The sequence below is a fragment of the Thiomonas arsenitoxydans genome (assembly GCF_000253115.1).
Taxonomy (GTDB): Bacteria; Pseudomonadota; Gammaproteobacteria; order Burkholderiales; family Burkholderiaceae_C; genus Thiomonas; species Thiomonas arsenitoxydans.
Window position 1 is genome coordinate 636,032 of record NC_014145.1, and the last position, 26,918, is coordinate 662,949.

The window sequence follows — 26,918 nt, forward strand, 5'->3', positions numbered from 1 at the left end:
GATGCTTCAGCGCTCATTCGTCATCAGAGAATTGTCCGAGGGCGCATGCAAGCCCATCTCGATGCGACGAGCCAAGTCAGCAGGCGTGCCGCGAACAGCCCGGTTGTGACAAAAATCGTCGCTGTAAAGAGTGGCGTGCACCCGCGTTGCACCGTTTTCGGGAATGCGCTGCCAGTCCCCCCCGCTTGCGGCCCCCCATTTCTGGCTGGCGTCGTTCCACAGACCATAGAGCGTCCACTGTCGCGTGGCGCAGTTGATTCCTTCATAGGTGATATTGCTCGGTCCGTCGGGCGTTTTTCCCACCAAGGTGTAGCGCACCGTCTGGCCGGGTTCCACCGAGATCGAGCCCCGATCGACATAAAACTGCAGCGCGCCGCTCGCGGTGATGTGCACATGCAACAGATCCGCCGGGGCGCGGGGAAAGGTGACGGGCGCTTCGGCAGGGCTCTGCTTGGCGCCGAACAAGTCGCTTTGGTCTGCAGACTGGGCGTGAGTCAAAGGGCTGGAGCCCAAGCCGAGCAAAAGGCCGACCAGCAGCGTCGCGCGCAGGCGTGCTGAAGCAGAAAAGGTCATGCTGGATCCGGTGTGGTGAAAGGAGAAGCCGAAGCATCCGTCGTGGCGGCCTCGTCTGCAGTGGCGGCGCCCTCATGGCGGTGCCGCAGATTGGCGCGCAGGAAACGCGTGCGCGGTTCGGTTCGGGGCAGAAAACGCGCCAGCTCAGTCAGCGCCATTTGATAGACGTCGCGCTTGAACTCGATCACACTGTCGAGCGGTATCCAGTATTCGTTCCAGCGCCAGGCGTCGAACTCAGGGTGCTCGGTGGCGCGCAGACAAACATCGCAATCGCGCCCGGTCAGGCGCAGCAAATACCAGATCTGCTTCTGGCCTTTGTAGATACCCCGACTGTCGCGGCGCACGAAGTGGCTGGGCACGTCATACCGCAGCCATTGGCGGGTGCGGGCAATGATGCGGACATGACAAGGGTTGAGGCCGACCTCTTCGTGCAACTCGCGGTACATGGCCTGCTCAGGCGTTTCGCCCGGGTTGATGCCGCCCTGCGGAAACTGCCACGAATGCGCTCGCACGCGCTTGCCCCAGAACACCTGATTTCTGGCGTTGAGCAGGATGATGCCCACGTTGGGACGGTAGCCTTCGCGATCCAACATCGCCTGATCCTCGATCTTTTAGAATTCTCCGTTTGATTATAGGCAGCGCGGCCGCTGGGAGAGGGTGTTTCCAGAGTGCGGCAGAGCCTGCAAACGCCCAATACAGCCAAGACCCCGACGATCACGCTGATCTTCGAATTTATTTTTCCTCAAATGCCGGCCACGCGCCGCTACGCATGAAAATTTCCCGCTTTTTCATTTCCACTCAGAAGGACGATCCGGCGGATGCCGATGTTCGCAGCCAGGCGCTAATGTTGCGCGCGGGCATGATCAAAAAACATGCAGCGGGGCTCTATAGCTATCTGCCGCTGGGCCTGCGCAGCATCCGCAAGGTGGAGGCCATCGTGCGCGAGGAAATGAATCGCGCGGGCGCCATCGAGTTGCTCATGCCCGTGGTGCAGCCGGCCGAGCTTTGGCAGGAGACGGGGCGGCTGGATCAATTCGGCCCCGAACTGTTGCGCATCAAAGACCGCCATGACCGCGACTTTGTGATCCAGCCCACTTCCGAGGAAGTCGTGACCGATCTGGTGCGTAGCGAGGTGCGGAGCTGGCGTCAACTGCCGCTCAATTTCTATCACATCCAGACCAAGTTTCGCGATGAGCGTCGTCCGCGATTTGGTGTGATGCGCGCGCGTGAATTCACGATGAAGGACGCGTATTCCTTCGATCGCGATTTCGAGGCGGCGCAGATCAGCTACCGCGTCATGTTCGATGCCTATGTGCGCATCTTTCAGCGTTTCGGCTTCGAGTTCCGCGCCGTGGCGGCGGATTCGGGGGCGATCGGCGGCTCCCTCAGCCATGAGTTTCACGTCATTGCCGATACCGGCGAAGATGCCATTGCCTACTGCGAGGGTTCCGACTTTGCCGCGAACATCGAGAAGGCCGAAGCTCTGCCGTTGATCGCCGCGCGCGCGGCACCGACGCAGACGCTGCAAAAGACGCCCACGCCGGGCGCGGCCAAATGCGAGGATGTCGCGACGCTGCTGGGCATTCCCTTGCAGCAGACCCTCAAGTCGGTCGTGCTCGCAGTGGATGGCGACAAGCCCGGGCAGGCCGCAACCATCGTGCTGCTGCTGGTGCGCGGCGATCATGCGGTCAACGAGGTCAAGGTGAGCAAGCTCGCCGGTCTGGCCAGCACCCGCATGGCGACCGAGGCCGAGATTGTGGCCACGTTTGGCACGCCGCCGGGCTACCTTGGGCCGATTGGCACTGTGCATCCCGTGCGCGTGATTGCCGACCGTACCGTGGCGAATATGAGCGACTTCGTCGTCGGCGCCAATGCGGTGGATTTCCACTACACCGGCGTCAACTGGGGGCGCGATCTGCCTGAGCCCGAAGTGGCCGACATCCGCAATGTGCAGGCGGGCGATCCCAGCCCGGACGGCAAGGGCGTGTTGTCGATCTGCCGCGGCATCGAGGTGGGGCATGTGTTTTATCTGGGCACCAAATATTCGGCCGCGATGGGCGCGACATTCCTCGACGACAAGGGTAAATCGCAAACGCTGGAAATGGGCTGCTACGGCATCGGCATCACCCGCATCCTCGGGGCCTGCATCGAACAGAATCACGATGCCAAGGGCATGATCTGGCCGGATGCGATCGCGCCGTTCACTGCCGTGATCTGCCCCATCGGTTATGACCGCAGCGAGGCCGTGCGCCAGGCGGCGGACGCGCTCTACGCCGAACTCATCGCCGCAGGCGTGGATGTGGCGCTGGATGACCGCGGCGAGCGTCCGGGCGTGATGCTGGGCGACTGGGAACTGATCGGCGTGCCGCACCGCATGGTGATTTCCGATCGCGGCCTTGCTGCTGGCACGGTCGAGTATCAGCACCGCCGAGAGAGTGCGCCGACGGTGTTGCCGCTGGCTGAAGCCTCCGCGCAGTTGCAAGCCCGGTTGCAGCGCTGAGTCCGCAAGAGCACAGCGGCATGCGTGACCTGTCTCGCCGTCGGTGGCTGTTGCAGGTGGCGGGAGCGGGCGCTGCGATCGGCGCGGGCTGGAGCTTGCCCACTGGGCCTGCCTGGGCCGGCGCGCAAAAGGAAGAGCAGCTCAGCGACGCGGTGCGCACCGCGCTCGCCGCGCAGATTGCCGAGGCTCCGCCGCCGCAACCGCACTTTCGCGACGCCAATCATTTCGCCCAATACTGGGTGTGGCTGGCGACCGAGTCGGCGCGACTGCAAAACCGCATTCCGGGCTTCTCGGTGCGGCGCGATTTTCTGCAAACCGTCTGGTACGAAGCGCACCGCGCCGGGCTGGAGCCCGCGCTGATCCTGGGCTTGATTCAGGTGGAAAGCGGCTTCAAAAAATACGCAATTTCATCGGCCGGGGCGATGGGCTATATGCAGGTCATGCCGTTCTGGACCCAGCAGATCGGCAATGGCGATATCACCAGCCTGTTTCACATGCAGGTGAATCTGCGTTATGGCTGCGTGATTTTGCGGCACTACCTGAATATCGAGAACGGCAGCTTGTTCTACGCCCTGGGCCGCTACAACGGTTCGCGCGGAAGATCCGCCTATCCCGACGCGGTGCTCGCCGCGCGCCAGCGCTGGCTGGTGGCGGGCGGCTCCGGCTGAGGTCGCCCGTCCCTCCGAGCGCCGAGCACTCATCGCGGCATCATGCCGCCCATGCGCTGCATCATTTTGAACATCTTGCCGCCCTTCATTTTTTTCATCATGTCGCGCATCTGCTCGTATTGCTTGAGCAGGCGGTTCACTTCCTGCACCTGCACCCCGGCGCCTGCGGCGATGCGGCGTTTGCGGGTGGCTTTGATGACGTCGGGCTTGTGGCGCTCCTGCGGGGTCATGCTGTGGATGATGCCCTGCATGCGGCGCATGTCGCGCTCGGCGCGGTTCATATCGGCCTGACCGGCCTTGGCCTGCATATCGGCCGGCAGCTTGTCGAGCATGCTCTGCAGGCCGCCCATTTTGTTCATCTGCTGCAACTGCATCAGAAAATCGTTGAGATCGAACTGGGCGCCCGACTTGACCTTGGCGGCCAGTTGCTGCGCAGCATCGACATCGACCTGACGCTGCGCCTGCTCCACCAGGGCGAGGATGTCGCCCATGCCCAGAATCCGGTCGGCCATGCGGCGCGGGTCGAACGGCTCCAGGCCGTCGATCTTCTCCGACACCCCGGCGAACTTGATCGGCGCCCCCGTGACCTGCCGCACCGACAGCGCAGCGCCACCGCGGGCGTCGCCGTCGAGTTTGGTGAGCACAATGCCGGTCAGCGGCAGGGTGTCGTGGAAGGCGCGCGCGGTGTTCACTGCGTCCTGGCCCTGCATGGCGTCAACCACGAACAGGGTTTCGATGGGCTTGAGCGCGCCATGCAGTTCCTTGATTTCGCGCATCATGGCTTCGTCCACCGACAGTCGTCCGGCGGTGTCGACGAGCAGCACGTCGAAGTGGTGACTGCGGGCGAATTCGACGGCGCGGCGGGCGATGTCCAGCGGTTTGTCGTCGGGTGAGGAGGGAAAGAATTCCGCCCCGGCCTGCGCCGTCACGGTCTGCAACTGTGCAATGGCCGCCGGCCGATAGACGTCGCACGAAACGGTGAGCACTTTTTTCTTCTGCCGCTCGGTCAGCAGCCGCGCCAGCTTGGCGGTGGTGGTGGTCTTGCCCGCGCCCTGCAGACCGGCCATGAGCACGATGGCTGGCGGCTGGGTGGCGAGGTTGATCGGCACGGCGTCGCCGCCCATCAGATCGGCAAGCTCGCGCTGCACCACGCCGACCAGCGCCTGACCGGGGGTGAGCGAACCCACCACATCTTGGCCCAGCGCCTTTTCTTTGACGCGGGCGGTGAATTCGCGCACGACGGGCAGCGCCACGTCGGCTTCGAGAAGCGCGAGGCGTACCTCGCGCAACATGTCCTGGATATTCGATTCGGTGATGCGTGCTTCGCCCTTGAGGGTCTTGACCACGCGGGACAGGCGCTGGGTGAGGTTGTTGAGCATGGGGCGTGGAAGCTTGGAGCGAGGTTGGGGCGTTTGCGCAGTATGGTCGTCGCCGAGCTGAGGCCAGTCTGGCATTCACCGCACGCGGCACTGAAAAACCGCAGGGGGGTCGGTTAAACTTGAATTATGTCGATTTTAGTGAATAGCCTCGCCTTCGCCTTCTATATGTTGGCTGCGGTGTTGTCGCGCCCGAAACCTGCTTTGGTGCTGGGCCATGCGGAAGGGGAGACTAGCGGGGCGACGCAACGTTCCGAGCGCTGGTCGACCTGGGTGATGGCGCTGGCCTGGATCGCGCAGACCATCACCTTCGCCATGGTGCTGCACGGCGAGTTGCAGCCGCATTTCGGCTTTGCCCAGGCGCTTTCGGTCACGTTCTGGCTGGTGGCGGCAGTGTATTGGGTGGAAAGTCTGTATTACCCCCTGCAGATGTTGAGAAGCTGGATCTGTCTGCTGGCGGCCATTTCCATTTTGCTGAGCTGGGTTTTCCCCGGAGGCTTTACGCCGCCTTACGGCGCGGGGCCCACTTTCGCGCTGCACTGGGCGATGGGGATCGCCGCCTATGGTCTGTTCGGCGCGGCCGTGCTTCACGGCATTTTGCTGTGGACGGCCGAGCGTTCGTTGCATCGGCGCAAAGGCGCGGTGTCGGGCGTGTCGCGCAGCCTGCCTTTGCTCACCCTGGAAAAGCTGACCTATCGCTTGGCGGCGGTGGGTTTTGTGCTGCTGACGGCCTCGCTCATTTTTGCGGCGACGTTCAGCGAAGAATTGTTTGGCAAACCGTTCGAGTTCAATCATCAGGCGGTTTTCGGTATCGCAGCCTGGCTGATTTTTGCCGTACTGATGGTGGGCCGGGTGTTTCTGGGCTGGCGGGGTACGCGGGCGCTGGCCTGGCTGTTTGGCGGAACGGTGCTGCTGATGCTCACCTATGTCGGTTCGCGTTTTGTGCTGCAGGTGATTTTGCACCGATGAAGTACCTCGTTCTGTTCGTGGTGGTGATCGTCGGGCTGATGCTCATCAAAAAATCGCAGCAGCCCCGCAGCGTGCGACAGCCGCCTTCGCCCAATAAACCGCCGCAGGTTCCCGAGGCGATGTTGCCGTGCGCGCATTGCGGCGTGCACTCGCCCGCCAGCCGCTGCGTCTGGCGCGATGGCAAGCCGTACTGCAGCGACGAGCATGCCCGTCTGGGGTCGTAAGCCGGGCGCTGCGGTCGCCGCTGAAAGCGCATTCGCGCGATCCATGTTCGCCCCGGCGGCGGCCTCTTCAGGTTCGGCTTTCGTGCCTTCTTCGCGTCTGGGCCGAGAACGCCTGCGAACCTACCGGGTGCTGGCTGCGGCGCGCGTGCTCATGTCGCTGATGTTGCTGGGCTGGCTGGTGCTGCTGCCCATGATGCAGGCAGCCCCCCATGCCGAAAAACCCGCCGTCGCCACACTGGGTTACGGGGTGGCGCTGCTGTATGTGGCGCTGACGGTCGCGAGCCTTTGGTGGAGTTTCGTTCGCACGCAGGGCCTGGCCTGGCAGGTGTTGATCGCGATTGCCGTCGATCTGCTGGCCTTCACCACCTTGCAGTTCACTGCGGGATATCCCGCGCGCGAATTCGCCCTGATCTACGCCTTGCCCGTGTTGGCAGCGGGCATTTACGGCACGCTGTCGCTCACCTTGTTCGTGGCTGCCTTGGTGACGATGATTCTGCTGGGCAGCGCCGGGTTCGCGATGCTGGGCGGGGCGGCGGAAGCCGAGCAGCGCCTGCTCAATGCGGCCTTTGTCGGCATCGCCTATTTTGCCGTGGCGGTGCTGACCTGGCAGTTGTCGCAACGACTGGCGCGGCAAGAAGCGCGCGCGGCGGCCAGCGAGTCCGTCGCCCGGCGGCAGATGGCCTTGAACCAGCGGGTGATCGAGGCGCAGCGCGATGGCGTCATGGTGGTCGATCGGCACATGGTGCTCGAAGCGCTCAATCCGGCCGCGCAACAGCTGCTGGATTTGCCCTGGAGCGATGCGGTCACGGCGCGCTGGCTCGGGGGGCGCAAGGCTTTGCGCGATCTGCCGGTGGCCGAGGTGGTGCGCAAAGAGGTGGAGCGCATGGCCATCGACGGCGAGGAGGCGCTGGAGGTCAAGGTGCGCACGCCCGCGGGTCGCAAGCTGCTGCTTCGTCTTTCCACGCTGGACAACCTGCCGGGCGGCGTGGGCTACCTCATCGTGCTGCAGGATCTGCGGGAGATCGATGCGCGCATTCAGCAGGAAAAGCTGGCGGCGATGGGGCGTCTGGTGGCCAGCGTGGCGCATGAGATCCGCAATCCGCTGGGGGCGATCGGGCAGGCCAACCAGCTCGCCCGCGAATTCGCGGGCGATGCGGTGCAGCTCGAACGCCTGCATCATCTCATCGGCCAGAACGTCGAGCGCATCAACCGCACCGTCGAGGACGTGCTGGAGCTGGGCCGCACCGCGCCGCGTGAAATCGGGCTGATGCTTTGCGCGCCGTTGATGCGCGAGCTGCATGCCGAATTCGACCAACCGGATCAGGGACGCATCGGCCTGTTCATTCAGGACGACGCAGCGCAGATCCGCTTCGATGCCTTGCATCTGCGACGGGTGTTGGTCAATCTGCTGAGTAACGCGCGGCGCTATGCGAGCAACCAGCCGCGGGCGATCGAGATGCGGCAGCTTGGCGCCGGGCAGGTGCGGGAAATCCAGGTCTCCAACGATGGGCCGCTGATCGACGCTGAACTGCGCGCGCAGCTGTTCGAGCCGTTTCGCACCACGAGCAGCCGGGGCGTCGGGCTGGGCTTGTATATTTCTCACGAACTGTGCTTGCGCAACGGCGCGCGTCTGCTTTACCGCCTCGAGCGCGAGGGCACGCCGCAGGAGCGCGGTTCTTTTGTCATTCAAATCGCACCGGGCTCTTAAGGCATGAATCCAGCGGATGTGCGTATTCTCATCGTCGACGACGAACCCGATCTGCGCGAGCTCTACACCCTGAGCCTGGTGCATGAAGGCTGGCAGATCGACGTGGCTGAAACCGTGGCGCAGGCGCGCGAGCAGTTGGCGCGCAGGCGCTACGCCCTCATGCTCACCGATATGCGTCTTCCTGACGGCGAGGGGCTGGAGTTGCTGCGCTGGCTGGAAGCGCAGCCCGACCGCTTTGAGAAGTCCATCGTCATCACCGCCTACGGCAGTGCGGGCAACGCGGTGGCTGCGCTCAAGGCCGGAGCGTTCGACTACCTGAGCAAGCCGGTCGATCTAGCGGCGCTGCGCCGCACCGTGCATGCGGCGCTCGCAGCGGTCGATGTGGAAGTGCAGGCGCCGACCAGCAGCGCATTGCAACGCATGGTGGGTGAGTCTGGGGTGATGCGCGCCCTCAAACAGACCTTGCAGCGCGTGGCCCGCAGCATGGCGCCCGTGCTCATCCAGGGCGAGTCGGGCACTGGCAAGGAGCTGGCCGCAAAGGCCGTGCATGAATGCAGCGCCCGCGCCAGCGGGCCGTTCGTTCCGGTGAACTGCAGCGCCATTCCCGAGCAATTGCTGGAGGCCGAGTTTTTCGGCTACCGCAAGGGCGCGTTCACCGGGGCGATGTCCGATCATGCCGGCTTCTTTGCCGCGGCGCAGGGCGGTACGCTGTTTCTCGACGAGATCGGCGAACTGCCTCTGGCGATGCAGGCCAAGCTGCTGCGCGCCGTGCAGGAGCGGCGCGTGCGCCCGGTGGGCGAGACGGCAGAAATCGCGGTGGATGTGCGCCTGGTCAGCGCCACCCACCGTCATCTGGAACGCATGGTGGAGCAGGGCCAGTTTCGGCAGGATTTGTTCTATCGCCTCAACGTCATCGCGGTCACTCTGCCGCCGCTGCGCGATCGGCTGGATGATCTGCCGGTATTGGTCGAGGCTTTGCTGGGCGACATCCGCCGCGACAATGCGCGGCCCGGTCTGCGGCTGAGCCCGGCTGCGCTTGAGCACCTGCGCCAGCATCGTTTCTCAGGCAATGTGCGGGAGCTGGAAAATCTGCTGCACCGGGCTGCGGCGCTGGCTGCACAAGATCTGATCGGCCCTGAAGACATCGAGCTGCAGGGCAGTGGCGCCCGCGCCGCCGAAGTGCTGACCTCTGCGACGGCTTTGCCGATCACCACCATCCTGCCCGACACGACGGCGCCTTCAATGCAGCGACCGGCGGACCCGCCGGTCACCCCAATCGTTGCGCAGCATGCCCCAGAACCTCAGCCGCCTCAGTCGCCCCAGCCCCCCATGGCCCGGTTCGAAGCGCAGTCGCCCCTGCCTCCCGACTTGGGGGTCTATCTCGACCAAGTTGAACGCAGCATCCTCTGCGAGGCGCTGCGGCGCACCCGCTTCAATCGCACCGCGGCCGCGCAGTTGCTGGGGCTGAACCTGCGTCAGATCCGCTACCGGATGGAGCGCCTCGACGTGCGCGACCCGGCGGAATCGCCGCCGGACGATCCTCTCTGATCATGTCGCCCCCCATCAGCGCGGCCAGTCGGGACGCAGGCTGGATGCCCCACGCCCGACATATGCCGTCCCCCAATCACGATGCGCGGCCTGCGGGCATGCCGATCGATTTGTTGGTGATCCACTGCATCGCTCTGCCGCCGCGTCAATATGGCGGCGAGGCGATCGAGCAGTTGTTTTGCAATCGGCTCGATCCGCGGGCGCATCCGGCTTTTGCCGCGCTTGAAGGTCTCAGGGTCTCGGCGCATTTTGTCGTGCAGCGCGATGGCGTGCTCACGCAATATGTGTCCTGCGACCGGCGCGCCTGGCATGCCGGCGCGTCGCGTTATGCCGGGCGCGAGCGATGCAACGATTTCAGCATCGGCATCGAACTCGAAGGGAGCGACGATGAGCCGTTCGAGCCCGAGCAGTACGACACCCTGATCGCACTGGGATCTGAACTGCTCGCGCGCTATCCCTTGCGCGCATGGGTCGGGCATAGCGACATTGCGCCAGGGCGCAAGACCGATCCAGGCGTCGGCTTCGACTGGCGCCAGCTCAAAAACGGCCTGGCCCTGCCGACATCAGCCTTTCCATTTCAGCGGTTTTGAGCACCCCTGCGGGTTTGCCCGAGGCCGCTCCAGGGGCAGGCTTTGTGCATGAACCTGTGCATAAGCTGTGGGCTGACTGTCAATTTGCTCCACACTACGAATAGTGGTTGAAATTCCGCCGGACGCTAGATATAGTGTCTTGACGGTTTGAGAGAGATGCCGGATCGCGGTCTGAAACTGCGGCGCCACAAGCTTGGAAATGCTTGCGCTCTCTCTCAGTTCGTCCCCGATTTGCCCTCATTCGTCTTTATTGCTTCGTCCGTGCTGCTTTCATGCGGCGTTCATGTGCGCTTGCAGCGCCGTGAGTCAGCCAGATTTGCTGCGCGGCCCATCTGCCCTCAAGGAGTCCCGATGTCCCAGACCACCGCCGCCACCGAATCCACTGCCGTCCCGCAACACCTCGCACACCCCGAGGTGGATACGCAACAGCAGGTCGCACTGGGTGATTTTTCAGACTACAAGATCATCCGTCGCAACGGGGCCGTGGTCGGGTTTGAGCCGAGCAAAATCGCCGTGGCGATGACCAAGGCCTTTCTGGCCGTGCAAGGCGGGCAGGGTGCGGCCTCGGCCAGCATGCGCGAAACAGTGAATGCGCTGACCGAAAACGTCGTGCGCGCCCTGCTCCGTAGCCGTCCCAGCGGCGGCACCTTTCATATTGAAGACATTCAGGACCAGGTCGAACTCTCGCTGATGCGCACTGGCCAGCACGAGGTGGCGCGCGCCTATGTGCTGTACCGCGAACGCCGCACACAAGAGCGGGCCAAGCAGAAAGCGGCTGCAGAGCAACAAGAGAGCGCTCCGGTGCTGCATGTGCTCGACGGCGGTCTGCGCAAACCGCTCGATCAGGCCGCTCTGGTGAGCCTGATTGAATCCGCCTGCGTCAATCTGAGTGCGGATGTGAAGGCGGCCCCCATCGTGGCGGAAACTCTGCGCAATCTGTACGACGGCGTGCCGATGCTCGAGGTTTACAAGGCCGCTATCCTCGCCTCGCGCACCCTGATCGAGCGCGACCCCGACTACTCCAAGGTCACCGCGCGCCTGCTGTTGCACACCATGCGCCGCGAGACGCTGAACGAGGACATTCCGCAGGAGCAGATGACCCAGCGCTACGCCGAGTATTTTCCGCGCTGCATCAAGGAGGGTGTCGAGCTCGAACTGCTCGACGAGCGGCTCGGGCAGTTCGACCTGGCCCGTCTGGGTGCCGCGCTCAAGGCCGAGCGCGACCTGCAGTTCGATTACCTGGGTCTGCAAACGCTGTACGACCGTTATTTCCTCGCCAATCGTGCCGATACGCGGGTGAACAAAGATGGCCGTCGCATCGAGCTGCCGCAGGCCTTTTTCATGCGCGTGGCCATGGGTTTGTCGCTCAACGAAATCGACCGCGAAGCGCGCGCCATCGAGTTCTACGAGCTGCTCTCCAGCTTTGACTTCATGTCGAGCACGCCCACGTTGTTCAATGCGGGCACCCGTCGTTCGCAACTCTCGAGCTGCTACCTCACCACCGTGGCGGACGACCTTGACGGCATCTACGAGGCCATCAAGGAGAACGCGCTGTTGTCCAAGTTCGCCGGCGGTCTGGGCAACGACTGGACGCGCGTGCGCGCCCTGGGCAGCCACATCAAGGGCACCAACGGCAAGAGCCAGGGTGTCGTGCCCTTCCTCAAAGTGGTCAACGACACCGCGGTGGCAGTGAACCAGGGCGGCAAGCGCAAGGGCGCGGTCTGCGCCTATCTGGAAACCTGGCACCTCGACATTGAAGAGTTTCTGGAACTGCGCAAGAACACGGGCGACGATCGCCGCCGCACGCACGACATGAACACCGCCAACTGGGTACCCGATCTATTCATGAAGCGGGTGATGGAAGGGGGCGACTGGACGCTGTTCAGCCCGGCCGACGTGCCCGATCTGCACGACAAGTTCGGCAAGGACTTCGAGCAGGCCTATACCCGCTACGAGCAAAAGGCCGCGCTGGGCGAAATCAAGCTGTTCAAGACCCTGCCTGCGGTGCAACTGTGGCGCAAGATGCTGTCGATGCTGTTCGAAACCGGCCATCCCTGGATCACCTTCAAGGATGCGTGCAATGTGCGCAGCCCGCAGCAGCATGTGGGCGTGGTGCACTCGAGCAACCTCTGTACCGAGATCACGCTCAACACCAACGAGAGTGAGATCGCGGTGTGCAATCTCGGCTCGGTCAATCTGGTCGCGCATCTGAAAGACGCAGCAGACGGCGCCAAGGTCATCGACCAGGCCAAGCTCAAGCGCACCATCCAGACCGCGATGCGCATGCTCGACAACGTCATCGACATCAACTATTACGCCGTGGCCAAGGCGCGCAACGCCAATATGAAGCACCGGCCGGTGGGCCTGGGCATCATGGGCTTTCAGGACTGTCTGTATCAGCTGCGTATTCCCTATGGTTCGCAACAAGCCGTGGAATTTGCCGATCGGTCGATGGAGGCGGTTTGCTACGAAGCTTACTGGGCGTCGAGCGAACTGGCGCGTGAGCGCGGCCGCTACAGCAGTTACGGCGGTTCGCTTTGGGACCAGGGCGTTCTGCCCATGGACAGTCTGAAGCTGCTGGCCGAGCAGCGCGGTGGCTATGTCGAGGCCGACACCTCCAGCACTCTTGACTGGAACGCCCTGCGCGCGCAGATCGCGCAGCACGGCATGCGCAATTCCAACTGCGTGGCCATCGCCCCCACGGCCACCATCTCCAACATCGTCGGCGTCGACGCCTGCATCGAGCCGACCTTCCAGAACCTGTACGTCAAGTCCAATCTGTCGGGCGAGTTCACCGTCATCAATCAATATCTGGTGCGCGACCTCAAGGCGCGTGGCCTGTGGGACGCAGTGATGGTGGCCGACCTCAAGTACTTCGATGGCAGCACCCAGCGCATCGACCGCATTCCCGCTGATCTCAAGGCCCTGTATTCCACCGCCTTCGAGACCGATACCCAGTGGATCATCGAGGCTGCGGCGCGCCGCCAGAAATGGATCGACCAGGCGCAGTCGCTCAACATCTACATGGCCAATGCATCGGGCAAGTTGCTCGACGATACCTACAAGCTGGCTTGGCTGCGTGGCCTAAAGACCACCTACTACCTGCGCACCATCGGCGCCACGCATGCCGAGAAGTCCACGGTCAAGGCGGGTCAGCTCAACGCCGTGCCGCAGTCGCCAAGCGAGTCGGCATCAGCTTCGGCGCAGGCCGTGGTGCAGTCTGGCGATATCCGCTACTGCGCCATCGACAACCCGGAATGCGAAGCCTGCCAGTAAGCGCTGCATACCGTTGCGGCGCATCACAAGTGATCAAGCGGCATGCCACTTGCGATGCGCCTGCACAACATGCGCCACACAAACCACGCATCCTCACTGCATCGGTGTTGAGCCTTTGCGCTGAACACTTGATAATCTAAAGAAGGTCATGAACATGCTTACTTGGGACGAACCACAACAGAACTCTGCAAGCCCCGCGCAAGGTGCGCTGGCGGAGCGTTCACTTCAATCCATGGGCGGTACATCGGCGTCACCTCAATCCGCATCCGCATCCGCATCCGCATCCGCATCCGCATCCGCAACGGCGCCGGCATTGGCGGTGGCCGCAGACCTCTACAGCCAACGCGCGGCCTCCACGGCGCGGGTGCGCGCCGAAGACAAGCGCATCATCAACTGCAGTGTCGATGTCAACCAGCTCGTCCCTTTCAAATACAAATGGGCCTGGGATAAGTACCTCGCTTCCTGCGCCAATCACTGGATGCCGCAGGAAGTGAACATGTCGCGCGACATCGCGATGTGGAAAGATCCCAATGGCCTGACCGATGACGAGCGCCTCATCATCAAGCGCAACCTCGGCTTTTTCACCACGGCCGATTCGCTCGCCGCCAACAACATCGTGCTGGGAACCTATCGCCACATCACCAACCCCGAATGCCGCCAGTATCTGCTGCGCCAGGCTTTCGAAGAAGCCATCCACACCCACGCCTATCAGTACATCGTCGAATCCATAGGCCTCGATGAAAGCGAGATATTCAACTCCTATCACGAGATCACCTCCATCCGCGAGAAGGACGAGTTCCTCATTCCCTTCATCGACACCCTGACCAACCCCGAGTTCCGCACTTCGGCTTTCGGTGGTTCGGAGCGCAACGATCAGGAGCTGCTGCGTTCCATCATCGTGTTCGCCTGCCTGATGGAAGGACTGTTCTTCTATGTCGGCTTCACCCAGATCCTGTCGATGGGGCGGCAGAACAAGATGACTGGTGCGGCCGAGCAGTACCAGTACATCCTGCGCGACGAGTCCATGCATACCAACTTCGGCATTGATCTGGTCAACCAGATCAAGCTGGAGAATCCGCACCTCTGGACGCCCGAATTCAAGCGCGAGCTCACCGGCCTGTTCCATCAGGCGGTCGAGCTTGAGTATCGCTATGCCGAAGACACCATGCCCCGCGGCGTGCTGGGTCTGAACGCGTCCATGTTCAAGGGCTATCTGCGCTTCATCGCCAATCGCCGTGCGGTGCAGATCGGCCTTGACGCCATCTTCCCCAACGAAGAGAACCCCTTCCCCTGGATGAGCGAAATGATCGACCTGAAGAAGGAACGCAACTTCTTCGAGACCCGGGTCATTGAGTACCAATCCGGCGGCGCGCTGTCCTGGGAATGACACGTGAATAACCTGCGAGCACGCACTACAGAGTGATTGTTGACCGAGTCCATTTCACCCCGATACGTCCGGCCGCGAAGAGTCGGCGGGTGGAGTCTCCTCCTCTGTTTTTTGTGGCGCAACGCATGAGGGCGTCCATGGTGATGCCTGATTCCCTGCCCGATCAATTCTGGTGCGCCGGTCTGCGCCTCATGCTCTGGATGACCAGAGGTGAGCGCATGGCGCGCCGTTCCCCATTCCTTCCCGCAATGGCTTTGATGCCGAAGGAAGTGAATCCCCTGCACGGATCAGCGCTGAGCCGATCGCAGGTGGTGCCGGCTGAACGCCGTGCCGATGTCCCGTACTGGAAACCGCCGGGAGGCGGGGCCGTGAGGCGCTCGGACGCGATTTGGCGACCGGCTCAACTTCAAAAGACTTGATCAAGGAGAATCACCATGGCAACTGCAAAAAAAGCGGCACCGGCGAAGAAAGCGACGCCCGCGAAGAAAGTAGCACCGGCGAAGAAGGCTGTACCCGCGAAAAAAGCGGCTCCGGCGAAGAAGGCCGCGCCTGCGAAGAAAGCGGCACCGGCGAAGAAGGCCGCACCGGCGAAGAAGGCTGCTCCTGCGAAGAAGGCCGCGCCTGCGAAGAAAGCCGCACCGGCGAAGAAGGCTGCTCCGGCGAAGAAGGCTGCTCCGGCGAAGAAGGCTGCTCCGGCGAAGAAGGCTGCTCCGGCGAAGAAGGCTGCTCCGGCGAAGAAGGCCGCGCCTGCAAAGAAGGCCGCACCGGCTAAGAAAGCTGCACCTGCGAAGAAGGCTGCGCCTGCGAAAAAAGCGGCACCGGCGAAGAAGGCCGTAGCTGCTCCTGCCAAAAAGGCAGCGACCGCGCAAACCAAGCTGAATCCGCAAGCGGCCTGGCCGTTCCCGACCAGCAAGCCCTGAGCATTCAGTGCAATTGAGCCCGGGCTGATCGCCCGGGTTTTTTTATTTCCGCATTCCGCATGCCTTCCTCAGATCGTTATCCCGCCCGGCTTCACTCCGACGCCCCGGCGCGTGCGGTATGGTTGCGTCTATCTGCCTTATTGCCGCAGTCTTGAGCCAGACTGCCCCGACATCATGAGTATCAAATCCGATCAGTGGATCCGCCGCATGGCGCAAAACACGGCGATGATCGAGCCGTTCGAGCCCGCGCAGGTGCGCGAGGTCGGTGGACACCGCATCATCAGCTATGGCACGTCGAGCTACGGTTACGACATCCGTTGCGCCAACGAATTCAAGATCTTCACCAACATCAACAGCACCATCGTCGATCCGAAAAACTTCGATGAAAAGTCCTTTGTCGATTTTCGGGGCGATGTGTGCATCATCCCGCCCAACAGCTTCGCGCTGGCGCGCACGATGGAGTATTTCCGCATCCCGCGCAATGTGCTCACCATCTGTCTGGGCAAGAGCACTTATGCCCGCTGCGGCATCATTGTCAACGTCACGCCGTTCGAACCCGAGTGGGAAGGTTATGTGACGCTGGAGTTCTCCAACACCACGCCGCTGCCCGCGAAGATTTACGCGGGCGAGGGCTGCGCGCAGGTGCTGTTCTTCGAAAGCGATGAGGTGTGCGAAGTCAGCTACAAGGATCGCGGCGGCAAGTATCAGGGGCAGCACGGCGTGACCTTGCCGCGCGCCTGAGCGCTTCGTCTGATCGCTTCGTTTTACGCGTCGCCGAGTGCGGCTTGCCAGCGCGCCACCTGCGCACGCACCTGGTTCGGTGCGGTGCCGCCCAGATGATCGCGCGCGGCGAGTGAGCCCTGCAGCTTGAGCGCTTCGGGCGCGTCTTCTCCGATGAGGGGCGAGAAACTGCGCAGATCGTTCAGGCTGATGTCCTCCAGGCCGATGCCGCGCTCCACCGCAAAGCGCACGGCTTTTGCCACCGTCTCGTGCGCGTCGCGGAAGGGCAGCCCCTTTTTCACCAGATAGTCGGCCAGGTCGGTGGCGGTGGAGTAACCCTGCAGCGCGGTGCGCTCCATCGCCTCGGCCTTGACGCGGATGCCGCCCACCATGTCGGTGAAAATGCGCAGGGTGTCGATCACCGTGTCGGCGGTGTCGAACAGCGGTTCCTTGTCTTCCTGGTTGTCCTTGTTGTAGGCCAGGGGCTGGCCCTTCATCAGCATCAGCAGGCTCATCAAATGGCCAGTGACGCGTCCGGTCTTGCCGCGGGCGAGTTCGGGCACGTCCGGGTTTTTTTTCTGCGGCATGATGCTCGATCCGGTGCAGAAGCGGTCGGCCAGATCGATGAAGCCGAAGGCCGGGCTCATCCAAAGCACCAGCTCTTCGCTGAAACGGCTGATGTGCACCATGATCAGCGCGCAGGCAGCGTTGTACTCGATGGCGAAGTCGCGGTCGCTTACGGCGTCGAGCGAGTTCTGGCACACGCCGTCAAAGCCCAGCAGTTCGGCCACGCGCGGGCGGTCGATCGGAAAGGTGGTCCCGGCCAAGGCAGCAGCGCCCAAGGGTAGGCGATTGACTCGGGCACGGCAGTCGCGCAGGCGCTCAGCATCGCGACCGAACATTTCCACATAAGCCAGCAGATGGTGGCCGAAACTCACCGGCTGCGCCACCTGCAGATGCGTGAAGCCCGGCATGATGGTGTCGGCATGCTGTGCGGCCAGTTGCACCAGCGCACGCTGCAGCGCACGGAGTTGAGCGATGCTCTGGTCGATGCTGTCGCGCAGCCATAGGCGGATGTCGGTGGCCACCTGATCGTTGCGGCTGCGACCGGTGTGCAGGCGCTTGCCGGCATCGCCCGCAAGCTGGGTCAGGCGGGCTTCGATGTTGAGATGGACGTCTTCGAGTTCGAGCTTCCACTCGAACGCGCCAGAGTCGATTTCGGTACGGATTTGCGCCATGCCGCGCTCGATGGCGGCGAGGTCGTCCGCGTTGAGAATGCCTTGCTCGGTCAGCATGGTGGCATGCGCGATCGATCCTGCGATGTCGAACAGCGCCAGCCGCTGGTCGAAATCCACCGAGGCGGTGTAGCGCTGCACCAGAGCGCTGACCGGCTCGGAAAAACGCGCGGACCAGGCTTGCTGCTTGTGTTCGAATTGATCGTGCATGGATTGGCCTCGCAAAGCGAGCGTTGTGACGCCATGGGCGCCAGGGTCGAAACCGCCAATTTTAGAGAAGCCTTCAGGATCAAGCTGCTTGATGCCCCAGATGACCGCTGAACCGACCCCTTCCACCGAAACCGCAGTGCGCCTCGACATCTGCGGCGCTGGCAGTCTGGTGCGCGCGCTCGTGGCGCTCAATCTGCTTTTGGCGCTGCTCGTGTTGCTGCAATGGCCGCAAGGGGAAGGCCGTATCGGCGCCTTGTTGCTGCTCTCTTGGGTGGAGCCCGCCGCGCTGCTCTGGCTGGCGCTGATGTGCATGACCCAGCGGTTGTGGCGGCTGCGGGGTGCGACTGCGGTGCTGGTCGTGGCCATGGCGCTGGGCGCCTTTTCGGCGCTGGGTTTGAATCTGCTGGTGCAGCCCTTGTTCGACGCACTTGCGCCGCGCGCTGCGCAGCAGCCCTGGCAGGCTGCGCTGGCGGGGGCGGCGCTGGCGCTGGTCTTCGTGCACTATCTGCAACTGCGCGCGCGGGCCTTCACGCCGATCGACATGCAGGCGCGGTTGAGCGAACTGCAGTCGCGCATCCGTCCGCACTTTCTGTTCAACACCCTCAACGCCGCCAGCGCCTTGGTGCGCGAACAGCCCGAGCGCGCCGAGACCGTACTCGATGATTTGGCCGAACTGTTCCGCGCCAGCGTGGGCAAGCCGGGCACGCTGGTCACGCTGGAGCAGGAAATGGATCTGGCACGGCGCTACCTCGACATCGAGTCGGTGCGTTTCGGCGAGCGTATGCGGGTGCAATGGCAGGTCGACGACACCCTGCTGCAAATCCGCATTCCGGCGCTGACCCTGCAGCCGCTGGTGGAGAACGCGGTGCGGCATGGCGTCGAGCGCAGCAGCCGCAGGGTGCAGATCGACATCGATGTGGCCCGGCGGCTGGGGCAGATCGAAGTCACCGTGCGCAACGACTTGCCCGCGCTGAGCGACACGCCCCCACCGCGCCGTCATGGCACCGGCACGGCGCTGCGCAACATTCGCCAGCGCCTGCATCTGCTGTACGACATTGCGGCCGAGGTCGATCAGGGTGAAGTCGTCGAGGACGGCCTGGCCCGCTGGCGGGCGCGGTTACGCTTACCGCTATGAACGTGCTCATCGTTGACGACGAACCGCTGGCCCGCAGCCGCCTGCGCCGCCTGCTCGCCGAGCTGCCCGAAACCGCGCAGGCCATAGTGGACGAAGCGGCCGACGCGGCCGAGGCCTGGGTGCTGCTTCGTGCGCAGCGTTTTGACGTGCTGCTGCTCGATATCCAGATGCCGGGGCAGACGGGCATGGAACTGGCCCGGCGGCTCACGGGCGATCCCGGCCTGCATCATCCCGCCATCGTGTTTGTGACCGCCCACGAGCAGCATGCGCTCGATGCCTTCGGCGTATCGCGCCGTCGACTATCTGACCAAACCGGTGCGGCGCGAGCGACTAGCCCAGGCGATGGGCAAGGCCGTGCTGTGGCTGCGTGCCCAGGGTGCGGAGCAGCAGGCGCCGGCAGCGGTGGAAACGGTGTACCTGACGGTGCAGCATCACGGCGCGCTCAAGCGCGTGCCGCTGGCCGACATTCTGTATTGCCGCGCCGAGGCCAAATACACCACCCTACGCACCGCCGAGCAGCAGTATCTGGTGGACCTCTCATTGACCGATCTGGAGCAGCGCTACGCCGAGCATCTCGTGCGCATTCACCGTAGCGCGCTGGTCGCGGCGCCCGCCATTCGCAGCCTGGAGCGGCCGATCAGTCCGCCGGAGGGCATCGCACCTGAACCCGAGACCGGAGGTACAGAGGCTGACAGCGGCACCTGGACTTTGCATCTGCACGGCGTGCCCGACACCCTGCCCGTCAGTCGACGGCGCGTGGCCGCGGTGCAGGCGCTGTTGACCGCTTCCAGACCTGCCGCAGCGCGTCAGCCCCCCAAGTAGGTGAGAAGCACTTGGGGCTGCCCGACGGCGTGTTTGTCAGGCGAAATTTCAGGCAAAACGCAGGCTCATCCGACAAGTAACGCCACCGCGCCCAGCAGCAGGCAGTAAATGCCGAACGGGCGCAGCGCCTTCATTTCGTGATCGGTGAACCAGCGCATCAAAAACCAGGTGGACAGCCAGGCGAACACCCCGGCCAGCACCCCGGCCGCTGCAATCGTGCCTAGCAGTTCATGCGGCACGCCGGCGTGCATCAGCTTGGGCACTTCCAGCACGCCCGCCGCCGCGATGATGGGCGTGGCGAGCAAAAACGAAAACCGCGCCGAGTCGGCATAGTTCAAGCCCAGGCCCAGACCCGCGACCAGCGTGGCCCCGGAGCGCGAAAACCCCGGAATCAAGGCCAGCGCCTGCGCCAGACCAATGAGGAAGGCGCGCAGCCAGCCCAGTTCCGGCAGGGCGATCAGCCCGCGCCGATGCTTGAGTGCATCGCCGCCCAGCAGCAGCAGGCCATTGAGCATCAGCGCAATCGCCGCGAAGGTGAAGCCGCCGAACAGCGCCTTGATCTTGTGCGCCAGCAGCAGGCCGAGCAGCCCGGCTGGAATGGTGCCCGCCACGATCAGCCAGAGCAGACGGGCGTCGGGGTTGGACGCCTTGCCGCCAGCGCGCAGCCAGCCACCGATCAGCCGCGCCCAGTCGCGCCAGAAATAGATCAGCAGCGCGGTGGCCGTGCCCAGATGCAGCACCACGATGAAGGGCAGAAACCAGTCTGCCGTGCGGTCGATGGGCCAATGAAACAGGGCCGGAATCAGAATGCTGTGCCCCAGGCTGGAAATGGGAAACAGCTCGGTCACGCCTTGAAGGGCGGCGATGGCCAGAAGGTAGAGGTGCATGGCGTGGTGAGGGGTTGTGGTTTTGTGGCGCAGATTCTGACAGAGGCACACTTAGATTCGTCTGAGGCTGCTGTTTTTGTTGCTCTTTTTTACGCTTTCGGTGTCACGCCGCGGTCATTTGCAATCTTTACATTACCCCCTCTTTTAAGGGGGTGGAATGAGCGAGTTGACCTTGGCTGACGTGTTGCGAAAAACCTCGACCGGCCGCCGCGAGCAACAACAGCGCAGCCAGGCGCTGAGTGCAAGGCTGCGGCATGTGCTGATTCTGTGCGACGGCCAGCGCGCCATCGGCGAGTTGTGCGCCTTGATGGGGCAAGAGGCGCAGCAACTCACGCAGGAATTGCTCGCCGCTGGCTTTGTCGAGCGCGTGGGGCTTGCGAGTGCGCCGGAGTTGGCGCCCGTGGAGGTGCCGCTGAAGCTGACTTCAAAGACATCCGCTCAGGGCTCTGCGGTCCCCGAGCCGAGCCCATCCAGTGTGTCGGCGTCGCAACTGGCGCGAGCCGTGGCGCCGCCGCCACGGCGCTCCATTGCCTTGTCGCGTATGTATATGTTCGACATGCTGGAGCGACTGCTCGGCGCTCAGAGCGGGCCGGCGCGGGCGCATCTGCGCGCCGCCGACCAGCCGGAGGCCTTGCTGGCTGCGCTGCAGGAATGTCTCGCCCTCATCGCTGAGATCGCCGGGCCGGTGCAAGCGGACAAGGTCAGGCGGCAACTGTGCGACATGCTGCCCGAAGACTATCGGCAAGGCTTTGCCGGTCAGGAGCTGGTTACATCTTGAATCAAAGGCATGGAGTCTGCGTTTTGTCAATTCAGGAACGCGTTAAGTCTTGACTGCGACAAAATGACGCGATGAGGCGTGCTGCCTCCCTATAATGAGGCGCTTGTTTGATGGCTCTCAAGACTCTCGCGCCTGCAATGATGAAAAAAGTCCTCTTTCTCGCTTCCCTGATGCTCGCGGCGTCCGCCCACGCGCAGAACGTCGTTGGCAATGCCGCAGAAGGCGCCAAGCTCGTGGCCACCTGCCAGGGCTGCCACAACATGGGGGGCGGTTATCGCTCCTCCTTCCCTGAAATTTTTGCCGTGCCCATGATCAACGGGCAAAACGCGCAGTACATCGTCGATGCGCTGAAGGAATACAAAAACGGCAACCGCCGGTTTCCGACCATGCGCGCCATTGCCGCGTCGCTGACCGACCAGCAAATGGCCGACATTGCCGCCTACTACGCTACGGCCAAAGGCCAGCCCATCAAATAACAAGCGCGGAGATCCTTGATGAAAAAAATCGTTCTGCTGGCAGCGACTGCCTTGGCCCTGGCTCAAATGTCCCAACTGGCCAACGCGGCCGACATCAAAAAGGGTGAAGAACTGGTGAACAAAGGCGGCTGCATTGCCTGCCACGGTGCTGGTCTCGACAAGCCCATTGCCCCCAACTATCCCAAACTGGCTGGTCAATACCAGAGCTATCTGTTCCACGCCCTGCAGCAATACCAGGCCAAGCACCAGACCCCGCTATACGGTCGCAACAACGCCATCATGAGCGGCATGGTCGCGCAGTACAACACGCAAGACCTGCAGGACATCGCGGCCTATATCGCCAGCCTGAAAGACGATCTCTACATCCGCGACGAAATGCACTGATCGTCTGCGAATCATCATGGCACCCACAAAAAAGCCCGGTCTGACCGGGCTTTTTTGTGGGGCACGAATGCGGTCAGGACGCCAGCTCGGCGATGATGCGATAGAGCAGACGCACGGTGAGGATCACGTACACCGCGCCAAACAGGAAAATCAGCGAGACGATGATGCGGATGGAATCTGCGGGCAGGGTGCTGAAAAAAGGCGAGACGAGATAACCCACGGTAAACAGCCCGATCAATAGGGTCAGGGCCTTCCACGCTTTGCCCACCTGCCCGCCGGGAATCTTGCTGCGCAGCAGCAAAACATCCACCAGGCCGTAGATCATGATGGCAATGCCGATGGCATTGATGAAAAAAGCGGTGTCGATCTGCATGTCTCTCTCCAGGTTTGCGGGCGGTGCCGGTCATACCCCCCGGTATGACTTTGCGGTGCAAAACGCGGCATTGCGCCCTTTGTTTGATTCTTTACATTGTTCTGGATTGACCCGCGGGTGGCGCTCAGGGTCAACCCCATGCGCTGCGATTGCTACATGCAAAAGCGTTAAAAAAGTCGCAGAAATGGTGTTGCGATAGGGCGCAAATAGATCCGTATCAAACAGGTCCGTCTTATTCGGGCCGAGTTGCTGCGGCTTCTTTTGTGGTGGCAGCGTCGGCAAGATCGCGGGCGAAGCACAGGTCGCGCCAGACGCGGGCCTTATCGGCCGGGTTGCGCAGCAGATAGGCCGGGTGATAGCTCACGATGACGGGAACGCCGGCAAACTCGTGCACCTGCCCGCGCAACTGGCTGATGGGCGCTTGGCTGCCGAGCAGGCTGTGCGCCGCGAACCGGCCCAAAGCGAGAATGAGCTGCGGCTGCAGCAGGGCCACCTGGCGCTCGAGCCAGGGCGCGCATTGGGCCACTTCTTCGGGCTCGGGGTTGCGGTTGCCCGGCGGACGGCACTTGAGCACATTGGCGATGTAAACCGCGCGCTCGGGGTCGTCGGCGCTGCGGTCCAGACCGATGGCCTGCAGCATGGCGTCGAGCAATTGCCCCGCGGCGCCGACAAAGGGCTGGCCTTGGCGGTCTTCTTCGGCGCCGGGCGCCTCGCCGATGATCATCCAACGGGCTTGCGTGGAGCCGCTGCCGAATACGGCCTGGTGTCGGCTGCTGCCGAGTTTGCAGGCGCGGCAGGCCTGAGCGCCGGCTTGCAGCTCGTCCCAGTCCATGCGGGCGATGGCTTCAATCCGCGCGGCATCCGTGATGGGGATGGAGGACGCAGGTCGTGGCGGCGGGATGGGGCGGTTGGGCTTGGGCGGCTGCGCGACCGGCTTTGCAGCGGCGGGCGTTGCAATGAATTCTGCGGCTTCGACAGCGGGCTGAGCTTGCTGCTCGCGCAGAACTTCGCGCCGCACGAACAGCGGCCCGAGGCCGAGTGCCCGCGTCCACTGCAGGGTTTGCGGGGTGAGGCGAGGGCTGGGCTCAGTCATGCGGGCTGGGCGCGGTCAGGCCGGACGCAGGCCGCGGCGTTGCAGCAGATCGTCCACCTTCGCGGACATCACCAGGGCGTCTTCCCGGCTGGCGCGGCCTTGCGTATCGACCGAGGGGTAATAGTCGCGTCGGCGGGCGATGGGGTAGAAGCCGTAGCGCTCGTAAATGCGTACGGCGTGGGTATTGCTCGGACGCACTTCCAGCCAGAGCAGGTAGGCGCCATCGGCCCGGCTGAGCAAAACCACGGCATCGAGCATCAGCAGGCTCAAACCCTGGCCCTGCACCGCGGGATCGACCGAGATATTGAGCAGATGCATTTCTTCCACGCCGGGCATGGCCACGAAATAGCCGCGCACGGTGTCGGTCTCGTCGGTGAGCACCTGCGCGTGATATTGCGCGGTGAGGGAGTCGGCGAAGTTGCCCCGGCTCCAGGGAAAGTCGTACACCGTGTTTTCGATCTGCGCCACGGCGTCGAGGTCGGCAGGGGTCATCGGTCGCAGGGCGTGCGCCGACTGACCAGCCGGGGCAATGGCGCCAGACGAGTCGTGCGGACGCAGCCGGGCGTTCATAAGGCAGCGCGAGCCAGTTCGCGCTCCGCCGTGGTCAAGGCCACTTTGTCGCGGACATAAATAGGTTGCGCCAGCGCCGCAGACACGGTCAGCCCGGCGGCGTGTTGCTGCAGCGACAGCCGGGCCACGGCGGCGGCCGACGGCGTGCAGGCCACGGCGCGCAGTACCGCGCGGTTCAGGGCGAACAGGCGCGGGTTGTCGCTGGCGTGCGAGGCGAAGGCGGCGGAAAGGGCGTCTGCATGTTCGCTCCAGGCATTGCCGCAGGCCAGCAAGCGGGGCAGCACGCCGGTCTCCAGATGTTCGGGCAGATCGGCCAGCACCTCGGCCCAGGCCAGCACCGCGTGCTCAGGCCGTTGCACGGTTGGCCGGTGCAGACTTTGCCAGCCCGATGTCTGGGCGCGAAACAGCTCCCAATACAACTCGCCCATGCGCGCATCGTTCGCCACGAGCACCACAGCGCCCGGCTCGGCTTGCACCGGATCGGGCAACACCGTGCCGTCGCTGTGCAGCAGTGCGAAGGCGGTTTCCGCCTGCGCCATGAGCGTGTCGACGCGCGCCACCGGAAGGTGCAGGGCATAGGCCAGCCCCTGCGCCGCTGAAGCGGCCGTGCGCAGCCCGGTGAACGCGCCCGGTCCGGCGCCCATGCCGATCAGGTCGAGATCGGCGAATTGCAGCCCGGCCGTGCGCAGCAACTCGGCGCACAAAGGCAACAGCCGCTGCGAGGCGCGCGGGCCGCCGGCTTCATCGAAGGTGCGGCAGTGGCCGTCCACGCTGAGCGCGACGCTCAGGGCTTCGGTGCTGGTATCGAGGGCAAGAACACGCATAGAGTAAGAATTATCGGTGAATTGCAGTCGCCGACTTGCGGGAATAATGTGCGGTATGAATGCGAACCTGACTTGTCCTGCGATCCACTCCGTTTCCCTGCCCATCACCGCCTTCATCGGCGGCGGCAATATGAGCAGCGCCCTGATCGGCGGGCTGCTGACCTCGGGGGCGGAACTCGCCAACCTGCGCGTGGTCGAGCCCTTCGCCGAACAACGCGCGCGGTTGCAGCAACGTTTTCCCGGCGCGCAGATTCTGGAAGCGCCCAACGCCGCGTTGCGCAATGCGCAGGCCGTGGTCTGGGCGGTGAAGCCGCAGCAGTTCGCGCAGGCCGCGGCCGACTGCCGAGCGCATCTTGGCGACGCGCTGCACGTCAGCATCATGGCCGGGGTGCGCTGCCGTGCCATCGAGCGGCAGACCGGCGCGCAGCGCATGGTGCGCACCATGCCCAACACCCCGGCGCTCATCGGTCAGGGCATCACCGGACTGTTCGCCAGCGCGCAGGCCAGCGAGGCCGATCGCGCCCTGGCCGATGCCCTGCTGGCCCCGGCGGGTCGGCGGGTGTGGGTGCAGCGTGAAGACCTGCTCGACGCGGTCACCGCAGTGTCGGGATCGGGCCCGGCGTATGCGTTTTACCTGGCCGAAGCCATGACGCGCGCTGGCGAAGAACTCGGTTTGAGCGGCGCGCAGGCGCGCGAGTTGGCTCTAGCCACGCTGGCCGGGGCAGCCGCGTTGGCGCAGGGCAGCAGCGAGCCCTTGGCTACCTTGCGTGCCAACGTCACCAGCAAAGGCGGCACCACCGCAGCGGCGCTGGGCGTGTTCGATGCGGCCGATATGCAGACCACGATCATCCGCGCCTTGCACGCGGCCGATCAGCGCGCCAAGGAACTGGGCGACGCGCTGGAGGCGGGTTGAGCAAGATGCCAGACGGCTTCAAACCAGCCGCCTGAGTTCATTCAGGCTGCGGATACGCGCGGCGACGAAATCCGGCCGTCCGTGCAGGCCGGTGCGTTCCATGGGCAGATCGCGCCTTGCTCGCGCGGCGCGGCGGGCGTAGCGCACCATCCACGCGCCGCGCAGGCCGATGCGACGGGCGGCTTGCAAATGCCCGGGCGTGTCTTCGACCAGCACGCATTGCGCGGGCCTGAGTCGGTGGCGGGCGAGCACATGGCGCAGCATGCGCGCGTCCGGCTTGGGGCGCAGTTTGTGGAACATCCACATGTCTTCAACCGCGATCAAGCCGTCGACCAGCGGCCAGAGTTTGAGTGTTTTCAGCACCCGGCGGGCATAGTTGCGCGGGGCATTGGTGAGCACCAGCTTGCGACCCGGCAGACGCGCCAGCGCCGCGCGCTCGCTGCCGTCGCAGCGCAGCATGCGCGGCAGATGGGGAAAGTCGTGCGTCTCGCGCAGAAATTGCGCGGCGTCCACGCCGTGCTCGTGCATCAGGCCCAGCAGCGTGGCGCCGTAGCGTTGCCAGAAATGGGCGCGAATGCGATTGGCTTCCTCTCGCTCCACGCCCAGATGGCGTTCGATGAAGGCCGTCATCTCCGCATTCATCAGCGGAAACACGCGCCACGAGGCGTCGTGCAGGGTGTTGTCGAGATCGAGCAGCCAGACGGTCTGTGGGCGGTTCTGCGGGGATGAAAACGGCATGAAGGTATCGGCCATAAAAAA

General features: G+C 63.7%; 27 protein-coding genes and 1 pseudogene. 18 read left to right on the forward strand and 10 right to left on the reverse strand.

All coding sequences use genetic code 11. From position 1 onward, the window contains the following. Window positions 1-6: 6 nt before the first annotated feature. Both THI_RS02920 and THI_RS02925 read right to left on the reverse strand, forming a co-directional pair. On the reverse strand, window positions 7-573 hold the full coding sequence (locus tag THI_RS02920; RefSeq protein WP_013104734.1) for a CNP1-like family protein: 567 nt from the start codon (window positions 571-573) through the stop codon (window positions 7-9). Further along, complete coding sequence (locus tag THI_RS02925; protein ID WP_013104735.1) at window positions 570-1,166, reverse strand: RNA pyrophosphohydrolase; 597 nt, start codon at window positions 1,164-1,166, stop codon at window positions 570-572. Before THI_RS02925 ends, THI_RS02920 begins: the two co-directional genes overlap by 4 nt. A 176-nt stretch (window positions 1,167-1,342) precedes the next feature. On the opposite strand from THI_RS02925, the gene THI_RS02930 reads away from it, so the two are divergent. After that, window positions 1,343-3,073 carry a proline--tRNA ligase gene (locus tag THI_RS02930; RefSeq protein WP_013104736.1) on the forward strand — a complete coding sequence of 577 codons (1,731 nt, stop codon included), beginning with the start codon at window positions 1,343-1,345 and terminating at the stop codon, window positions 3,071-3,073. A gap of 20 nt (window positions 3,074-3,093) precedes the next feature. Further along, a complete protein-coding gene (locus THI_RS02935) occupies window positions 3,094-3,741 on the forward strand; it encodes a lytic transglycosylase domain-containing protein (RefSeq protein ID WP_013104737.1) in 648 nt (215 codons plus the stop codon). 29 nt (window positions 3,742-3,770) lie between these two features. Here the strand turns inward: THI_RS02935 and ffh are convergent, their stop codons facing one another. Next, a complete protein-coding gene (gene ffh / locus THI_RS02940; protein WP_013104738.1) occupies window positions 3,771-5,120 on the reverse strand; it encodes a signal recognition particle protein in 1,350 nt (449 codons plus the stop codon). Window positions 5,121-5,246: 126 nt separating this feature from the next. On the opposite strand from ffh, the gene THI_RS02945 reads away from it, so the two are divergent. The 9 genes from THI_RS02945 (at window position 5,247) to dcd (ending at window position 16,480) form a co-directional block, all read left to right on the forward strand. Continuing rightward, window positions 5,247-6,086: a cytochrome C assembly family protein gene (locus THI_RS02945; RefSeq protein ID WP_013104739.1), complete on the forward strand. Its 840-nt coding sequence runs from the start codon at window positions 5,247-5,249 to the stop codon at window positions 6,084-6,086. After that, window positions 6,083-6,310, forward strand: coding sequence for a PP0621 family protein (locus tag THI_RS02950; RefSeq protein WP_013104740.1), 228 nt, complete (start codon window positions 6,083-6,085; stop codon window positions 6,308-6,310). Before THI_RS02945 ends, THI_RS02950 begins: the two co-directional genes overlap by 4 nt. Before the next feature lie 82 nt (window positions 6,311-6,392). Further along, window positions 6,393-8,018: a sensor histidine kinase gene (locus THI_RS02955; RefSeq protein ID WP_231836340.1), complete on the forward strand. Its 1,626-nt coding sequence runs from the start codon at window positions 6,393-6,395 to the stop codon at window positions 8,016-8,018. Window positions 8,019-8,021: 3 nt separating this feature from the next. Further along, window positions 8,022-9,566 (forward strand): sigma-54-dependent transcriptional regulator, encoded by a 1,545-nt coding sequence (locus THI_RS02960; protein WP_013104742.1) that lies wholly within the window; start codon window positions 8,022-8,024, stop codon window positions 9,564-9,566. A gap of 2 nt (window positions 9,567-9,568) precedes the next feature. Continuing rightward, entirely contained in the window at window positions 9,569-10,156 is a 588-nt protein-coding gene (gene ampD, locus THI_RS02965; protein ID WP_041608883.1) for a 1,6-anhydro-N-acetylmuramyl-L-alanine amidase AmpD, read from the forward strand. A gap of 351 nt (window positions 10,157-10,507) precedes the next feature. Then, window positions 10,508-13,432, forward strand: coding sequence for a ribonucleoside-diphosphate reductase subunit alpha (locus tag THI_RS02970; RefSeq protein WP_013104744.1), 2,925 nt, complete (start codon window positions 10,508-10,510; stop codon window positions 13,430-13,432). A 154-nt stretch (window positions 13,433-13,586) separates the two neighbouring features. Further along, complete coding sequence (locus tag THI_RS02975; RefSeq protein ID WP_013104745.1) at window positions 13,587-14,819, forward strand: ribonucleotide-diphosphate reductase subunit beta; 1,233 nt, start codon at window positions 13,587-13,589, stop codon at window positions 14,817-14,819. Window positions 14,820-15,253: 434 nt separating this feature from the next. Beyond that, the gene (locus tag THI_RS02980; RefSeq protein WP_041608884.1) at window positions 15,254-15,739 is read left to right on the forward strand and encodes a hypothetical protein; all 486 of its coding nucleotides are present in this window, start codon (window positions 15,254-15,256) and stop codon (window positions 15,737-15,739) included. Between the two features lie 174 nt (window positions 15,740-15,913). Continuing rightward, window positions 15,914-16,480, forward strand: a complete 567-nt coding sequence (dcd, locus tag THI_RS02985; RefSeq protein WP_013104747.1) for a dCTP deaminase — start codon at window positions 15,914-15,916, stop codon at window positions 16,478-16,480. A gap of 23 nt (window positions 16,481-16,503) precedes the next feature. Here dcd and argH read toward each other — a convergent pair whose 3' ends face one another. Continuing rightward, entirely contained in the window at window positions 16,504-17,904 is a 1,401-nt protein-coding gene (argH, locus tag THI_RS02990; protein ID WP_013104748.1) for an argininosuccinate lyase, read from the reverse strand. Window positions 17,905-18,004: 100 nt separating this feature from the next. Here argH and THI_RS02995 point away from each other — a divergent pair, with 100 nt between their 5' ends. The 3 genes and pseudogenes from THI_RS02995 to THI_RS03000 all read left to right on the forward strand — a co-directional run bounded on the left by THI_RS02995 (window position 18,005) and on the right by THI_RS03000 (window position 19,861). Continuing rightward, entirely contained in the window at window positions 18,005-19,039 is a 1,035-nt protein-coding gene (locus tag THI_RS02995) for a sensor histidine kinase (RefSeq protein ID WP_231836342.1), read from the forward strand. Continuing rightward, window positions 19,036-19,248 (forward strand): annotated as a pseudogene (locus THI_RS19530) (response regulator); the annotation flags it as partial. The gene THI_RS02995 and the pseudogene THI_RS19530, both read left to right, overlap by 4 nt. 55 nt (window positions 19,249-19,303) lie before the next feature. Beyond that, window positions 19,304-19,861: a LytR/AlgR family response regulator transcription factor gene (locus THI_RS03000; RefSeq protein ID WP_331437124.1), complete on the forward strand. Its 558-nt coding sequence runs from the start codon at window positions 19,304-19,306 to the stop codon at window positions 19,859-19,861. Between the two features lie 65 nt (window positions 19,862-19,926). Here THI_RS03000 and THI_RS03005 read toward each other — a convergent pair whose 3' ends face one another. Then, window positions 19,927-20,748 (reverse strand): undecaprenyl-diphosphate phosphatase, encoded by an 822-nt coding sequence (locus tag THI_RS03005; protein ID WP_013104750.1) that lies wholly within the window; start codon window positions 20,746-20,748, stop codon window positions 19,927-19,929. Window positions 20,749-20,905: 157 nt separating this feature from the next. Here THI_RS03005 and THI_RS03010 point away from each other — a divergent pair, with 157 nt between their 5' ends. The 3 genes from THI_RS03010 to THI_RS03020 all read left to right on the forward strand — a co-directional run bounded on the left by THI_RS03010 (window position 20,906) and on the right by THI_RS03020 (window position 22,386). After that, window positions 20,906-21,526 carry a hypothetical protein gene (locus tag THI_RS03010; protein WP_013104751.1) on the forward strand — a complete coding sequence of 207 codons (621 nt, stop codon included), beginning with the start codon at window positions 20,906-20,908 and terminating at the stop codon, window positions 21,524-21,526. A 110-nt stretch (window positions 21,527-21,636) separates the two neighbouring features. After that, window positions 21,637-22,002 (forward strand): c-type cytochrome, encoded by a 366-nt coding sequence (locus tag THI_RS03015; RefSeq protein ID WP_013104752.1) that lies wholly within the window; start codon window positions 21,637-21,639, stop codon window positions 22,000-22,002. An 18-nt stretch (window positions 22,003-22,020) separates the two neighbouring features. Further along, entirely contained in the window at window positions 22,021-22,386 is a 366-nt protein-coding gene (locus tag THI_RS03020; protein WP_013104753.1) for a c-type cytochrome, read from the forward strand. A gap of 73 nt (window positions 22,387-22,459) precedes the next feature. On the opposite strand, the gene THI_RS03025 is transcribed toward THI_RS03020, so the two are convergent. The 4 genes from THI_RS03025 to tsaB form a co-directional block, all read right to left on the reverse strand. Further along, the gene (locus tag THI_RS03025) at window positions 22,460-22,759 is read right to left on the reverse strand and encodes a hypothetical protein (RefSeq protein ID WP_013104754.1); all 300 of its coding nucleotides are present in this window, start codon (window positions 22,757-22,759) and stop codon (window positions 22,460-22,462) included. 232 nt (window positions 22,760-22,991) lie between these two features. Continuing rightward, complete coding sequence (locus tag THI_RS03030; RefSeq protein ID WP_013104755.1) at window positions 22,992-23,852, reverse strand: uracil-DNA glycosylase; 861 nt, start codon at window positions 23,850-23,852, stop codon at window positions 22,992-22,994. A 15-nt stretch (window positions 23,853-23,867) separates the two neighbouring features. Continuing rightward, window positions 23,868-24,422 carry a ribosomal protein S18-alanine N-acetyltransferase gene (gene rimI / locus THI_RS03035; protein ID WP_013104756.1) on the reverse strand — a complete coding sequence of 185 codons (555 nt, stop codon included), beginning with the start codon at window positions 24,420-24,422 and terminating at the stop codon, window positions 23,868-23,870. Beyond that, window positions 24,419-25,246: a tRNA (adenosine(37)-N6)-threonylcarbamoyltransferase complex dimerization subunit type 1 TsaB gene (gene tsaB / locus THI_RS03040; protein WP_013104757.1), complete on the reverse strand. Its 828-nt coding sequence runs from the start codon at window positions 25,244-25,246 to the stop codon at window positions 24,419-24,421. The genes rimI and tsaB overlap by 4 nt, the downstream gene beginning before the upstream one ends. 55 nt (window positions 25,247-25,301) lie before the next feature. On the opposite strand from tsaB, the gene proC reads away from it, so the two are divergent. Beyond that, on the forward strand, window positions 25,302-26,159 hold the full coding sequence (proC, locus tag THI_RS03045; RefSeq protein ID WP_013104758.1) for a pyrroline-5-carboxylate reductase: 858 nt from the start codon (window positions 25,302-25,304) through the stop codon (window positions 26,157-26,159). Window positions 26,160-26,177: 18 nt separating this feature from the next. On the opposite strand, the gene THI_RS03050 is transcribed toward proC, so the two are convergent. Beyond that, window positions 26,178-26,897, reverse strand: a complete 720-nt coding sequence (locus THI_RS03050) for a pyrimidine 5'-nucleotidase (RefSeq protein ID WP_041609126.1) — start codon at window positions 26,895-26,897, stop codon at window positions 26,178-26,180. Window positions 26,898-26,918 lie beyond the last annotated feature (21 nt).